10 protein-coding genes are annotated in these 14499 nt (G+C 37.9%); 3 read left to right on the forward strand and 7 right to left on the reverse strand.

What is annotated here, in order from left to right:
- Nucleotides 1-66 precede the first annotated feature (66 nt).
- Nucleotides 67-663, forward strand: a complete 597-nt coding sequence (locus ACE01N_RS09040) for a hypothetical protein (RefSeq protein ID WP_380587403.1) — start codon at nucleotides 67-69, stop codon at nucleotides 661-663.
- 142 nt (nucleotides 664-805) lie between these two features.
- On the opposite strand, the gene ACE01N_RS09045 is transcribed toward ACE01N_RS09040, so the two are convergent.
- The 7 genes from ACE01N_RS09045 to ACE01N_RS09075 all read right to left on the reverse strand — a co-directional run bounded on the left by ACE01N_RS09045 (nucleotide 806) and on the right by ACE01N_RS09075 (nucleotide 10645).
- Nucleotides 806-2602 carry a glycoside hydrolase family 2 protein gene (locus tag ACE01N_RS09045; protein ID WP_380587406.1) on the reverse strand — a complete coding sequence of 599 codons (1797 nt, stop codon included), beginning with the start codon at nucleotides 2600-2602 and terminating at the stop codon, nucleotides 806-808.
- A gap of 333 nt (nucleotides 2603-2935) precedes the next feature.
- A complete protein-coding gene (locus tag ACE01N_RS09050; protein ID WP_380587409.1) occupies nucleotides 2936-3730 on the reverse strand; it encodes a hypothetical protein in 795 nt (264 codons plus the stop codon).
- Between the two features lie 5 nt (nucleotides 3731-3735).
- Nucleotides 3736-4650 carry a hypothetical protein gene (locus tag ACE01N_RS09055; protein WP_380587412.1) on the reverse strand — a complete coding sequence of 305 codons (915 nt, stop codon included), beginning with the start codon at nucleotides 4648-4650 and terminating at the stop codon, nucleotides 3736-3738.
- Nucleotides 4651-4695: 45 nt separating this feature from the next.
- Complete coding sequence (locus ACE01N_RS09060; RefSeq protein ID WP_380587415.1) at nucleotides 4696-5652, reverse strand: hypothetical protein; 957 nt, start codon at nucleotides 5650-5652, stop codon at nucleotides 4696-4698.
- A 214-nt stretch (nucleotides 5653-5866) separates the two neighbouring features.
- Nucleotides 5867-6514 (reverse strand): response regulator, encoded by a 648-nt coding sequence (locus ACE01N_RS09065; RefSeq protein ID WP_380587418.1) that lies wholly within the window; start codon nucleotides 6512-6514, stop codon nucleotides 5867-5869.
- Between the two features lie 64 nt (nucleotides 6515-6578).
- Entirely contained in the window at nucleotides 6579-8480 is a 1902-nt protein-coding gene (locus ACE01N_RS09070; RefSeq protein WP_380587421.1) for a tetratricopeptide repeat-containing sensor histidine kinase, read from the reverse strand.
- Between the two features lie 227 nt (nucleotides 8481-8707).
- Nucleotides 8708-10645 carry a tetratricopeptide repeat-containing sensor histidine kinase gene (locus ACE01N_RS09075; RefSeq protein ID WP_380587424.1) on the reverse strand — a complete coding sequence of 646 codons (1938 nt, stop codon included), beginning with the start codon at nucleotides 10643-10645 and terminating at the stop codon, nucleotides 8708-8710.
- 176 nt (nucleotides 10646-10821) lie between these two features.
- Here ACE01N_RS09075 and ACE01N_RS09080 point away from each other — a divergent pair, with 176 nt between their 5' ends.
- Both ACE01N_RS09080 and ACE01N_RS09085 read left to right on the forward strand, forming a co-directional pair.
- Entirely contained in the window at nucleotides 10822-13011 is a 2190-nt protein-coding gene (locus ACE01N_RS09080; RefSeq protein WP_380587427.1) for a CotH kinase family protein, read from the forward strand.
- A 295-nt stretch (nucleotides 13012-13306) separates the two neighbouring features.
- Nucleotides 13307-14161, forward strand: a complete 855-nt coding sequence (locus ACE01N_RS09085; RefSeq protein ID WP_380587430.1) for an SDR family oxidoreductase — start codon at nucleotides 13307-13309, stop codon at nucleotides 14159-14161.
- Nucleotides 14162-14499 lie beyond the last annotated feature (338 nt).

Consider the following 14499-nt stretch of genomic DNA (forward strand, 5'->3'; position numbering starts at 1 on the left):
GTATTTTTGAGAAGTATAAAATGGTTCGGATATTATAGTTAATATAATTCTTTAAAATTTTATCCTATGAAGAAAACTAAACACCTGATTGGAATAATAACCAGTATTTTAATCATAGTTTCTTTAAGTACAAGTATATTGCTTTCATCAATAAATGAATCTTCATTATTAACAGAATATATTTTAAACTTTTGTACTTATTCTAGCTACACTCTAATTTTTGTTCTGCTTAGGAATTTGATTGTTAAGGATTTTAAACATAGGGAATTAAATATTGTAATGATCCTGATAGCGTATTCTTATGGTATCTTTTCAGCATTAAATATCGTTTCCATTTTTATACCCGTTAATACTCTACTTATAATTTTAATGATAGGAGATTCAGTTTTGGTTTTTCTGTTTTATATAATGTTTATTAATAAAATATTTAGAATTGATAAAGCAGAGTTACCCTATATTGAATTTCTTAAAAATTTTGGTTTAATATATTTGGTGATAGTCTTGGGGCAAATAATTATTTCTATGGTAATTGAGTTTTCACAAAGTCATCCTGTGGGTTTTTTAGAATACATGCTTCCGGTTTTTCCGGTATTTTTTTTACTGATGTTTTTTATAAAAATGTATTCCCAAAAAGATGAAGTTGATTATTTTAATAGCCTTTAAGATCAGAATTTGATTTTTCTGCGCAAATCTGCGTACTTTCCGCGAAAATCGGCGAGAACCATTAACTCTAAGGGGTGAACTTAAATCTTTAAAGATTTATGCATGGTTTTTTTCTACCCAGAATCGTAGATATAATGATAATTTATTTGAACTCGTTCTCCTTCTGCTGATAAAACTTCTGCAACACATAAAACGCCTCTTTCTTAATTCCGTTATCCGAGATAATCCCTTTGCGGTTATAGTAATCCTGAATATTGTTAAGAAGGCGTCGGGGAGAGTGGAAGTCCACCAAAATCCATGGACTGGTACCTGAAAATCCTTCTACTTTGTCAAACATTTTCAGGGTTTCTTCGTAAAGTCTCGCCTGGTATTCCTCGCTCCATATTTCAGTTCCGTCACTGTGTTTCCCCTGCAGGGCGCCTGCTCCGAATTCGCTGACGAAAAATGGTTTGTCATATGGGATTTCCCAGTTACGGGTCTTGATATCTTCTATTGAACCGCCATACCAACCCAGGTAACTGTTAAAACTGATAATGTCGACGTACTTATTCATATTGTCTTCCACCTTGCTCAGGTTTTTAGACTGGCCTGTCACTTCCATGGCCATGCTGATGAGTCTGGAATCATCTTTTTTGCGGGCATATTCTGCCAGTCTGGTCAGGAACTGATCGCGGGCATCGCTATGCGGTGTTTCATTCGCAATGGACCAGACGGTGATGGCACAGCGGTTCTTATCACGGTTGATCATATCATCAAGCTGAGTCTGTGCATTGGCATAGGTTCCCGGGTTTTCCCAGTGGATAGTCCAGTAGACCGGAATTTCGGACCATACCATAATCCCCATTTTTTCGGCTTCACGTACCATATGCTCGTTATGCGGATAGTGTGCCAGGCGCACAAAATTGCATCCAAGTTCCTTTGCCCAGCCCAGCAGTACTTTGTCATCATCTGTTGACCAGGCACGGCCGTGTCTGAATGGCGCCTCTTCGTGAATACTAATCCCTCTTAAAAATATTTTCTCACCGTTGAGCAGAATTTCTTTTCCACGGGTTTCAATTTGCCTGAATCCGATCTGATCATTGATTTCTTCTCCATTATATGAAAGGATCACATCGTATAGTTTTGGATTTTCTGGGCTCCATAATTCCGGTTTGGCGTTAATTGAAAAGGTCACGAATCCGTTTTCATCTGTAGAAGCAGCATCCGATATCTTAAGTTCCGGGATATTTATTGCAATATTCTGTCCTGCAACTGCTTTATTCAGCAGCACTTTACCCTTAATTTTGTTATACTTTCCTTTTTCGAGCCGGATAGTATAATCGCGAATAAAAACTTCAGGAACATCAACCAGCATCACTTCCCTGGTGATCCCACCATAATTCCACCAGTCTGCATTTATGGTCGGAACGCCTTCGGGATGGCGCTCATTATTCACCCGGACTACAATGAAGTTGTTACCCTCTTTTACCTTTTCGGTGATGTCAATGTTGAATGGTGTAAAACCTCCAATGTGTTCACCCACTTTCTCACCGTTCAGGTAGACTTTGGCATCGTAATTAACAGCACCAAAATATACATATGTTTTGAACCCTTTTTTAGGGCTGTAAGTGAAATCCTTTTTAAACCATACGCTTCCTTCATAAAAAAACAGTTTTGCATCTCTGGTATTCCAATCCGAGGGAATGACCATTAGCGGGGAAGTATCAAAGTTGTACTCTACAAGGTCGGTTTTACTTTGTGCCTTTTTGTTTTTGAAAAATCCATTGGGATTTTCATTCAGCCGGTAGTCGTAGTAGCCGTTATCAAATGGATCAACAATATATTGCCAGCTTCCATTGAGTGTCTGATAATTCCTTGCGTAAATATTCTGGATCAGTTTGTCCTGTGCAAAATTTGTTAAAGGTATTAAGAGTGCTATTAAAATGATCGCTTTTTTCATTTTACAAATTTTTCTGATTCAACTTCGGATGATTCTTTTTTGTGCAATATACTAAAGGAGCCTGAGAAAATCTTTAAAAATTTTAAATTAAGGGTTAAAACCCTATAGCACATTGTTTTCAGTAACCCCGGTATTGCGCCACCGCCAAAGCTATGGCGACACGCGGTAATGGTGGGATTACTTGTCAAATCCATATTAAAAGACTTTAGTTCTTGTTTTTAAATTGTTATATACCAATATTTTATATTTTAATATCAAGCAAGATAATCTAAAGCTCTAACTTATGGATATTAGTGATTTTATAAAATATTTTTTACTGATATATTAAAAAAGTCAGATTGGAAACCGGAAACCGATCATAAGTTCTAATCTTTGGGTGTTGTTCGGATTATCACCGCGGTTCAACAGAAAGTTGTAATCTATTCCGGTTATAAAACCCCAGCGGGATTGAAGTTCGAGGTTAAGACCTGCAAAATGCGGATTGGGATAATTATCATCGATTTGGGTACCGCCATATTCCAGTTTGGCAGCTCGCCAGAATCCTAAGGAGTAGGAAGCATGAGCCTGAATGAGAAAGTTGCTGTTTATAAGATAATCAAAAAAAGCCGAGGGACCACCGGCAAACCAGTAACCCTGAGGTTCAATCGTTGTCAGGTTGTTGCTTTCCGGATCAAACCGGTAAGAGCTGGTTAAAAAATAATCATTGATATTTCCACCAAATGCCATACAAAACCTGTCTGTTGAAACGACATTCCACCCCAGGCTTAACCAACCCAGTATGCCGGTAGTCAGCCCCGAACTTTCCTGCCTGTAATAGGCCGAACCATCTCCATTGATCTGGTTATTGAGAATCAACAATAAATCGAATAAAAGTTTGTGTTGATAGAGGTATCTGCGTTCACCAGTGCCATAATTTATTTTACGCATATCCAGTTTGCCGGTAAATCCGTTTAGTCTGTGTGCGTTAGCATTTGGTGCTTCGGAGTTCCACAAAAGTGCATATGCAGGTGTTATCAGTAAGTAGGAATCGTAAGCATATTGCTTGTCAAAATACTTGAAGTCGTTTAATGTTTGCGATTTTAGTATGGATGGAATAATTATGCAAAGTATGGCGATCAGCTGCTTCATAATTTTCATTTTACAAAAGTGATCCCGATTCCTGAACTGATGAAATAACCCAGATAGGGTTTTACGCCGGCCTCAAACGTACCACATAATCCAAACATTTTTCCGGTTTTGGATCTTTTGTCAATCTGAAAAAGACGATAACCCAGTCTGAAACCGAGAGGCCCCGATTTGTCATATTGTTTCACTGTTTCTGTTATTTTATTACCATCCAGATCATGAAAACTGTTCACCGGCAAAAACAACAGGTCAATATATACATCGCGACCGATGGAGTTGAACTGAACACCGTATTTGTCTGTATCAATGAATACACTGGTAAGCGTTCGGAAGTTGAAACCCGCGTACAATCCTGCCGAGGTAAATTTAAAGTAGTCAGGCAGAGCATCGGTTTCCAGATAATCAGTGCTGTTCCCGTTGCTTTTTCTGTAAAACCCTCCTCTTACCATTGTTAGTTTTTTCTTATCAGAGGGAATAATCAAAAAGGTTTCAGTCTCAGTATATGAATAAGTAGATTCACCGTGAAGGTTGGTGGAATACGTAGTTCCGCTGTATTCTTTTTTAAGAGTTACCTTGGTATTCTTATTTCTGATTTTGTTTCTGAGCACAAAATATCCTCCAAGTTCAAGTTCCGCATTGGGTGGCATTTTTGCTTCGCCCAGTCTGCCAAGCGCAAACCAGCTATGCCGTCCAATAAACTGAACTCCGACCCTTTCAGGTAACACTTCGTAATGCCCCCAAACCGATGCATTGAAAGACATACCATCGAGGGTATGCTGGAGCACATCAAGCTGGATAAGATCGGTGCTGATACTTAAACGTGGTGTTTGTGGCGGTTCATTCGATAAAACTTTATATGTCACGTTTTGTGCATTTGCGATCATACTGATAAACAGTATGACAAGTACAATTCTTATTTTCATAATTGATGGTTTTATAAGTTAAAGGTTCAGGTTAAGGGTAAATGGTTATAGTTGTGCCTTGATCTCACTCACAATATCTGCCTGAAGCTTCTTAATAATTGATTTAAGCTCATTAACGTATGCTTCAGAATTAGCGGTTACTTCGTAATCGGCAGATCGGGCTAAGCCCAGAAAATCAGACATATCCTTATTGTCCTTACCTTTCACAATACCTTCCGACCATGTTGTGCTGGCCCATACCGGCAGTTTTTTAAAGAAAATTTTACCATACGCACCGCCGGGTGCCATCAGCATGACTTGTGCATTGACAGACATAACCGGCTTGGTTGCCAGGTTTATACTTTTATAACCTTTTCCCCCTTCAAAATTTGCAAAGGCCACATAAAAATGAATGCTGAGAAGATTAAAATTCTCTTTTGTGGCCATATTCTGGTAAAATAAGCCCGAAGTGACAATATTGGATGACGTATACTGATTGGCGTTAGAAGGCGGGAAGGATACATCGCGTGTTACTGCCCAGGCGCCATAGCCAGGAATGGCACCGTCAGTAATTTTCTTCTTGCCTTCGTAAGCCGGATTATCACCTGTTTTACCAATAAATTCGCTATCCTTGATTTTATCCAGACGTTTTTGGGCATAATCTGAAGCAATTGCGTCATCTCCATTGGTAACAATAATTCCGGCTCTTTTCAGGTCTTTTACAAAATCCTGGTAAAGCTCATTCACCATAATCTGATACGTTGCATTGTCAAGACCTGCCAGAGAAACTTCTGAATATACTGCTTTTGTTGCAGATTTTTCGGAGCCTTTCATGGTTGTTGCCTGCGAAACAACATAACTGTTCACAAAGGTTTTGTTTTTCTCCAGTGATTTGGCCGCTTTCCCGGGAATTTTAACTTCCAGTTTGTATTTCTCCGCAAAATCCACTTTGCTCCAGTCTGTTTGGGCAAAAGTGATACCGGATAGTAAAAGTCCGGTACATACTAACATTGTTGATCTCATTTCTTTTGTTTTTGGTTCACAATTAAAATTGAATAATTCTCTATTGTAAAGTTGAGGCAATCAGGCAGGCTATTCAATACGGCATTTGTCGTATTTGAACCTTAAGTAATAAATGAAGAATTTACGATGAACAATGAATAGCGTGTAGCATGTGCTTTAAGATATGAAGGCAATTAGTAGAGGAGGGCAGGAACGAAAAACGGAATCAGTGTCTTCAGATTAAACGCTCTTTGTTGGCAAGATTTACGGCTTCAAGCTTGTTCCGGACCTGTAGTTTTCGGTAAATATTTTCTATGTGTTTGCGCACGGTAGCCGGACTGATAAACAAATTTGCACTGATTTCATTATAATTAAGTCCTCTGCTGAGTTGTTCCAGAACTTCGGTTTCCCGCACACTCAATTCATAGTTTTTCTTTGGAGGTTCTTCGCTGGGTTTTACAGGATTTCGTAATAGCTTTAATGCTTTCAAGGCAATAGACGGAGTCATAGGAGCACCTCCTTCCATGATTTCGACTATGCTGTTATGTATGGTTTCAGCGTCCTCGTCTTTCAATAAATAACCATCGGCGCCGGACTGAATGGATTTAAAAATATTTGCTTCATCATCAAAAACGGTCAGCATGATAATCTTTATCTGAGGATATTTTTCTTTAACGTTTGCCGTAGCTACGATGCCATCCATGCGGGGCATTTGAATATCCATCAAAATGACATCAATATTATGATCCGAATCAAGCTTAGCCAATAAATCATTACCTTCTTTTGCTCTGAATTTAAGGGTAAGGTCGTTGAAGAACGAAATTTTTTCTTGTATGGATTGAGCCAAAAAGTTATTGTCTTCTGCCAGTGCTATTCGAATCATGCTTTCTTTTTTTGCAAAGTTACTTTATGTATGATGACTTCGAAATAAGTCAAACGCCGTATATTCAGGTCTCAAATGTAATGGTGATTTTTGTTCCTTTTGCTTTTTGTGTTTCAATACTGTAAATAAATCCAATATCCGAAATGCGTTGTTCCATATTGCTCAGACCGTTCCCTTCGGTAACAGTTTTGGCATTGAATCCATTTCCGTCATCTTCAATACAAATGCAGTTGGCATCAACAGAAACGGTGATTGTTTCAGCACTGGAATGCTTCACAGCATTATTGATGGCCTCCTGAACTGTTCTGAATATCTGAATGGTTTCATTGGCGGAGAAAATCTTTTGCGATGGTTTTGTTTTCAGGTCAAAGTGAATCAGAGGTTGAGCCATCTTCGCCTGATTTATAAATTCAGCCACACGCGAACACAGTTGATCCATATTTACCTCCCCTGAATTCATGGCCCATATGGTTTCCCGAAGCTGTGTCATTGTATTTTTGGTGAAATGTCCGAGATCTTTGAGCTTCTGCGATCTTCTTTCTTCTGTTTTCAGGTATTTCATATTATCAAGGGTTGAAATCATAAATGTCAACTGTGACCCTATGTTGTCATGAAGATCTCTTGAAATCCTTAATTTTTCTTCCTGTATGCGGTTAATTGTATTCGTTTTTTCGAGCTCAACCTGTTGTACCAGTTGGCGCTGTTTATTTTTTTGATGACTGTAAATAAATCCTGATGAGAGAATAATAATAGCAACCAGTCCGAAAGAACCAATTAACTGAGTATTTTTCTTTTGAACTTTTAGTTTCTGATCTGCCAGTACAATTTTTTGTTCAGCAATCTGGCGTTCTTTTTTCTGCGTTTCATATTTCGTATTCATTTCCTCAATGATCCTGGATTTCTCAATGGAATAAATAGAATCATTCAGTACGTCAGAAATACTATCTTCCATATATGCCATTCTGTAATTTCCGGTAGCACGATAGTAATTGGAAAGGCTTTCATGTGCAAACTTTTTCCTTGAAAGCGAATTTGTTTCTTCTGCCAGTTGAAGTCCGTCAATATAATACTGATAGGCCAGATTCTTTTTGTTTTGCTGCAAATAGGAATTTCCAAGGTTGGAATAAACAATGGCAAGCCCGTGTTTCTCCCCGGTTTTCAGATAAATATTCTTTGCTCTGGTATAATATTCAATGCTTTTACTCAGATTGCCCAAATCCTTGTACATTACACCGTAGTTGATGTATATTCCAGCTTCAAGGTCCAGATAGTTTTTATCCTTTATCATTGTAAGTGATGCATTGTAAAGGGAATCTGATAGTGTATAATTGCCCAGTTCCCGATTGAAGATTCCATAATTCACATTTGCCTTTGCCAGCCCCAGAGTATCTTTCATTTCTTTGGCAATGGAAATGGCCTGTAAAAAGTATTGTTCAGCCTTTTCTGCCTGTCCCAGACTGCGAAAAATATCCGCTATGTTATTGGCAATCATACCGGTTTGCTGAAGCAGATTGTTACGTTCTGTTATTTCCATCGCTTTAAGATAATATGGAATTGCTTCATCCATTTTCCCTAAATCATACAGACAATTGCCAATTTTACTGTAGCTGGAAACCAGACTGTATTCATTTCCGTGATTCAAGCGGATCTTAAGCGCTTTTTGATTGTATTCAAGTGAAGTTTCGTAATTGCTTGTGGCGTAATATGCTATGGCCAGTGCATTGTAAGCCTCTGCAATTATTAGTGAATCACCAAATGATTCAGCTGCGTCAAGACACCTTTGGGCGTATTCCAGTGACAGTTTTGTATCGTAAAAACCAGAATAATAACTTATATCAGACAAAAGCATTATTTTTTCTTTTCCTGTCGCCTGCTCTGACTGCATTATTAAGCTATCAATATCTGGTGCCTGTGAAAACAAGGTTATGCAGCTAAACCATAAAAATGTAAGTAAGATTTTTTTCATCATTAAGAAATTGAATCAGTCCACTTTTTTAGTTCATCTCGTTGTTATATATAATGTTAAAGGATGTAAAAATGTTTAAATCATTAGGATAATTATTAAGACCAACAATAAGATAAGTTTTTATTAAGCCTGTATGTTATTTAACTGCGTGCAGAATTTAGCCGCATCTTTGCAGGATATTCTCTGGTGGTAATTCAATGGAATAAATACAGAACACTGGTTTTTTGTCAGGCAGGTATGTTAAACCAAAATTCGGATCCTTCGCCAGGTTTACTTTTTACGTGAATTGTGCCGCCATGCATTTCAATAAATTCTCTGCACAGGATAAGCCCTAATCCCGTGCCTCTTTCATTTTTAGTGCCTGCCGTACTTTCAATATCCTGTCCGCTAAAAATCATGGTTAGTGTTTCGGTTTTAATGCCAATACCATGGTCTTTTATGGAAACTTTTACATGATCTGGCATCTGTTGCGCTCTCATTTCAACTTTTTCGCCAGTATATGAAAACTTCAGGGCATTGTTTAACAGATTTGCGATAACTATTTGAAGTAGGTTTTTGTCAGCTTTTATAATAAGATTATTCTCTGTTACAATATCTACAGTGATGTTTTTATAGTTGGCCAAATTTTCAAACATTGCATTTACTTCGTGAAGCAAAACAGACAAATCAAAATTCCTTTTATACGGGACAATTCTTTTTTGTTGCGAGCGTGCCCAGCTCAAAAGGTTTGAGATCAACTGAAATGTCCGTTCTGATGTTTGCTGAATAATCTGACCATGGTTCATCGCATTTTCAACGTCATTCTTTTTCAGGTTCTCGATAAGCAACCCCGAAGATCCAATGAGTATATTAAAGGGACTTATCATATCGTGCGAAATGATAGAAAATATTTTATCCTTTGTATCGTTCGATTTGATAATTTCAGAGCTAAGTCTTGATATTTTCTGATTTCTGAAAAAAAGGATTACCGAAAAAATAATAAGGATAATAATAAAAATTATTGCGTATATCTGAACCTTCTTTTTCATTTTTAAAGTTTCGGTAGCCGAGTTCAGTTGACTGGTTATCAGATAACGATCTCTTATATCATTCAATGTTGCATATTGAAGTGCCGTAAAAAGGGAATCATAAACTTCAACATAATTCTCATAATCTTCGGTAGCTTTTCTATACTGGTTCTGTTGCTGATAAAATTGCCCTCTGGTTTTATACACGCTAAGTATATCTCTACTTATACCTGAAATTTTAGCGTTTTGCAGTGCTTTATTAAGGAAGTTTTCTCCTTCAGTTATATTTCCAGATAAAGCCAGTGCTTTTGCCATACCGAGTTGGCTGTTAATTATCCCGGATAGATTATTTCGTGATTTACATAAATCAAGTGCTGTATGGTAAAAATATATTGCGGAATCAATATTGTCAATTTCAAGGTATATTTTGCCAATTCCCTGCATGGAATACGCCATGAAATTAATATTATTCAGTTCTCTGTTTTTTTCGAGGGAAAGACTGTAATTATAGAGTGCGTCATCTTTTTTATCCATTAAAAATAAGGTATGCCCAAGCTCAAGATAGGCAGAAGCAATGCCAATTGAATCGTTCAGTTTTTTGCGGATATTTATAGCTTTATTGAAATAATTAAGAGATGTAGCATATTCCCCCTTCACCCGGTTTAGTTCCCCCATATTAATATAACTGTATGCAATACCACGCTCATTTTTAGTTTTTTGAAAAAGATCCATTGATTTTTGAGTGTATTCAAGGGCTAGCGGAACATTACCGGTGATGTAAAATGCATCACCAAGGTTATTAAATAAATAGGCAATTTCTTCAGAATCATTTGCTTTAATGCAATAAGGCAGACCGAGATCATAGTAATAAATAGCTTTGGAAATATCAAACTTATAATGCTGGTAGATGACCCCGATATAGTTGTATAGTTTTCCTAATTCTTTTGTGTAGCCTTCTTCTTTTGCTATTTTAATGCCTTCCATGCCATATTCAATAGCTTTGTCAGTCTGTTTTTCTCGGTTCTGCCAGCATTGGGTCGCCAGTGAATTTACCTGCTCCCGCTTTGACATAGAATTAAAGCTGTTAGTTTCGCCACTAATTTTCAGTGAAAGAAGCAACAGCATACCGGTGAAAAAACAAGTATATAAACGAATCATAATCAGAAAAATATTCGAGATAAAGATAAAAATTTAGATGTAAACAGTGCATTCATACAATAGTTAATTGATTATAGTTTTTGATCGTTAGTCTGTTTTATTTTAAGAGTTAGGTAATTTCTATACAAATAGTGAAATCAGTATATTTAACATGTTCTGTTTTCTATATTTGTGGTATGAAACCTTATATTTTAGTACTACTTGCAATTTTATTTAGTGTAATTCCCGCTTTTCCTCAGGTTGATCATTATGAGACCATTATTTATGCTGAAGATACATGGCATTATTTTGTAGGCATTTCTGAACCTGCTGCAACCTGGAATACTGTTGATTTTGATGATTCATCATGGGAGCTGGGAAATGGCGGCATTGGTTATGGTGACAATGATGATAATACTGTGATAGCTTCAACCATTTCTTTCTACATGAGAAAATCATTTGAAATTGCTGATAAATCTATTATTGAAACAGCAGTTTTGAATATGGATTATGATGATGCTTTTGTAGCATATTTAAATGGAACCGAAATTGCACGATCGGGAATTGACGGTACACCACCAGCCTTTAATCAAACAGGTTCCAGTCATGAAGCCATAATGAAAGATGGAAATGCGCCTGAAGAATTTGTGATCAACGCTGATATTTTAAACGCAGTATTGAACGAAGGCACCAATGTGCTGGCTATTCAGGTTCATAATACAACAGCAACATCATCAGATATGAGTGCAATTCCGTTTTTGTTGGTAGGAGTTAATATTCAGGATCAAACCTATGGTACAACACCCAACTGGTTCACTGAGCCGACGATCTTTACATCCTCAAATTTACCTGTTGTTGTTATAACTACCGAAAATGGCGTAACAATTCCTGATGAACCCAAGGTGACAGCAAATATGAAAATCGTCAGTCACACCGATGGATCACGAAATAATGTGAGCGATACCGGAAATGAATATGATGGCATTACAGGTATTGAGATTCGTGGTGCAGCCTCTTCCGGTTATCCGCAGAAGCCTTACGGCATTGAAACGCGACTTGCAGACGGTTCCAATAATAATGTGAAGATTTTTGATATGCCTAAGGAAAATGACTGGATCTTACTGGCAAACTATAATGATAAAGTGTTCGTGCGCAATACGCTGGCTTTTAAACTGTTTCGAGAGATGGGACATTATGCGCCAAGAACAAAATTCTGTGAGGTGAGCATTAATGGTATGTATGATGGGATATACATTTTTACGGAGCGTATAAAGCGTGATGATGGAAGGGTGGATATTGCCAAACTGGATGCAGATGACAACGCGGGAGATAGTATTACCGGAGGTTATATTTTTAAAGTAGATTATTTTTCCGATGAGGATAGCTGGGTGGGCGATTATTCACCGGTTGGCAATCCGGGTGCCACCGTTCATTATGTCTATCACGATCCGGAATATGATGAAATAACTGTCGAACAGAAAGCTTATATCCAGGCATTTGTAAGTTCGATGGAATCGGTGTTATACGGAAATAATTTTGCTGATCCAAAAACCGGTTATTCCAGTTACCTGGACGTAAATTCCTTTATTGACTATTTTATCATGGGAGAGCTTACACGGAATGTGGATGCTTATAAAAAGAGTAAATACTATTATAAGGATAAGGACAGTAAAGATGGCCTGATCCATTCCGGACCGGTATGGGATTATGACTGGGCCTGGAAAAATCTGATTGACGGCTGTACCTTGTTCAATGCCACGGATGGTTCAGGATGGGCATACCAGATTGGAAGCATCTGTCATCCAAGACCAACCCCGGCAGGCTGGATTGAACGACTGATGCAGGATCCTGATTTTAAGCAGGATGCCGCAAACCGGTACTGGTATCTCCGTAAAAATATTTTGAGTGAAGATTACCTGTATCATTATATCGACTCTGTTGCTTTGCTGGTTGATGAAGCACAGCAACGGCATTATAAACGCTGGCCAATTCTTGGCATAAATGTAGGATCACCGGAGTCGGATTATCAGCCAACTACTTTTGCCGGTGAGATCATCAAATTTAAGAATTGGATTGGAACACGTCTTAACTGGTTGGATACTAATATGCCGGAAGCGACCAATACTGTAAATCAGGGACTTGTTGTAAACGATTTTATTTTACGGGTTTTCCCAAACCCGGCATCTGGCTGGCTTTATGTAGAATCGGATCAGGCTATACAAAAAGTTGAGATTTGTTCCATGAACGGGGTAATCATTGGTGATTTTCCTGTCAATAATCCTTATTCAGTAAAATGTAAATTAGATGATTTTTCGTCAGGTGTGTATTTAATTAAAATATTCACGGAGGGAAACGGGGTGGCTTACCGAAGGGTGATAGTGGATTAAGGGCGTTCTCAATTTCCACATAACCAGCTCAAAAGGAGCGACATCATGGTAGAAAAACTATAATTCAACTAAAAATGGCCACACAGTGCAATGCAGTTTCCTGAAAAAACTTGTCGCCATAGCTGAATGGCTGATTAGTTAAAAAAAAAGAAAAGGACAGAATGCAGTCTATGGTATAGATATTATTTGATTAATGCGATATCCCATATTACTTAGTGTGTTAATGATTACTAAAAGTAATTAAAGCCGTAATCCAAAGTTCCTTCATAATTGTATTCATAAGAAAATATTAATCATGAAAACTGCAATCACAGGAGCGACTGGTCAGTTGGGGCGCAAAGTTATTGAGCAACTGAAAAAAAGAACGCCGTCGGACGATATCGTAGCATTGGTTAGGAATACAGATAAAGCTTCGGATTTGGGTGTTGAAGCACGTGAGTTCAATTATGATAACCCGGAGAGTTTAGTGGATCAACTTAAAGGTATTGATAACCTTTTATTGATATCTGCCAGTGAAATTGGGAAACGTGTTAAGCAACACACCAACGTAATAAATGCAGCAAAAAAAGCCGGTGTTAAATGGATTGTGTACACCAGTCTTTTACGGGCAGATACATCAACAATTAATCTGGCAGGCGAACATGTGGCGACAGAAAAGGGCATTATGGATTCAGGAATATCTTACACTATTTTGCGTCATGGATGGTACACGGAAAATTATACCGGTTCTCTTGGCAATGCGTTGGCAGCAGGAACTTTGATCGGTAGTGCAGGCGACGGAAAAATTTCATCAGCCACACGCGAAGACTTTGCTGAAGCAGCTGCTATCGTTTTAACCAATGAAGAAAATAAAGGTAAGATTTTTGAATTTGCGGGTGATGATTCCTACACTTTATCTGATTTAGCGGAGGAAGTTTCAAAACAATCGGGGAGAAGTATTCCATATAGCAACTTACCGGAAGATGAATATGCTCAAGTATTGAACCAGGCAGGCTTACCACAGGGTATTTCTGATGCTATCGCAAACTGGGATGTGAGTGCATCGCATGGTGATCTTTACGATGAGTCGCACCAGCTTTCAACCGTTCTTGGCAGACCAACAACGCCGCTTTCTCAGGCAGTGAAAGAGGCTCTGACTGATATGAAATAATAAAGTCTTAAAAAACCTTTCTTCCGCCAGGGAGAGAGGTTTTTTGAGTACATAAAAAAAGTTTCTGCAGATGACGTAGAAATAACTCCGAAGGAGTGGCACTATGATAGAAAAGTTTCAGCAAAATTAAAACCTGGCCGTGCACTTCAACACAACTTCCTGAAAAGGCTCTTGTCGGCCATATCAGCATAGTATATTAGATTTTATAATAATTTTGTTGATACTTTTTGATATAATACGGAGCCTTATTCAAGGCAATAAGTGACGTCAAATTTTCCCTCTTTATCCAAAAGTTTAATTAGCAGCAGATAACCAAATTCCTACAAGTTGTCCGAACC

This window comes from Quyinboa ferrireducens, assembly GCF_042436675.1.
GTDB lineage: Bacteria > Bacteroidota > Bacteroidia > Bacteroidales > UBA5342 > JBHJHP01.